The 893-nt window shown below is 57.0% G+C and carries 1 protein-coding gene; it reads right to left on the reverse strand.

The window, feature by feature from the left end:
- Positions 1-893: glycosyltransferase (locus AWB81_RS43565; protein ID WP_062644790.1), on the reverse strand; the 893-nt coding region annotated here is incomplete at both ends.

The raw sequence follows: 893 nt of genomic DNA on the forward strand, positions 1-893 counted from the left end.
GGTTTGCGCCTGAGCGTTGAACGCTTCGCGCGAGAAGCGTCGCCGGAAGTCCTGCGATAGCTCGTCGATGCTCACGTCTCGAGCGGCAAATATCCGCGCCACAAATGCATCTTGATCGTCGGCAGGAAAGAGCAACGCATCCGGTAGATAACAATCGAGGCCAGACACACGCGACGCGACAATCGGCCTTTGAGCGAGCACCGCTTCGATCATCACAAGCGGCACGCCTTCAAATGCTGATGGGAGCACGAGCGTATCGCTCGCTACAATGAACGGAAGCACGTCTTCCTGGGCTCCTAGCATTCTCACACAGGCAGAGAGCACGGCGCTCGCGCTAACAATGTCCTTCAAACAATCGGCATCCTCGCCTTCCCCAATGATCAGCACGAGCGCCTTCTTAAAAGAATCACCATGACTTTCTATCGCCCGCATAAGAAAATCCTGCCGCTTTTGATGAAGATTCAACCGACCGATATGCGCGACAATATACGTACCATCGTCCGGCAAGCCAAGTGAGGCCCGGGCGGCGCTCTTTGTAAGCGTCGATCGGCTGAAACGATCATCGACGTAGTTCTCAAGCGTCATCGCGCGCGAGCGCGGCGCGAGCGCCCGCAACTCGTTGCATAAATGGTCGTTCAGCGTGACGAACTCGTCAGGCATGCGGTATAGCAGGCGCTTAATGAGCCATTTAATCTTGTCAGAGGGGCTCGCACTCTTGGGCGCATTGTGGACGAGTGGCAGATAGCTTACCGTCGGCACCTTTGCACGACGCGCCGCGAAGAGCCCTGCAAGCCCCGACGCAATCGTGCCCTGTGAGATCAGCAGCTTATCGAGATCCAGCCTGCGCAAAGTCACGGCCGTCGACCGAATCATCCGACGAAACGCGAGGAGAT

Source organism: Caballeronia arationis (genome assembly GCF_001544975.2).
Lineage (GTDB): Bacteria > Pseudomonadota > Gammaproteobacteria > Burkholderiales > Burkholderiaceae > Caballeronia > Caballeronia arationis.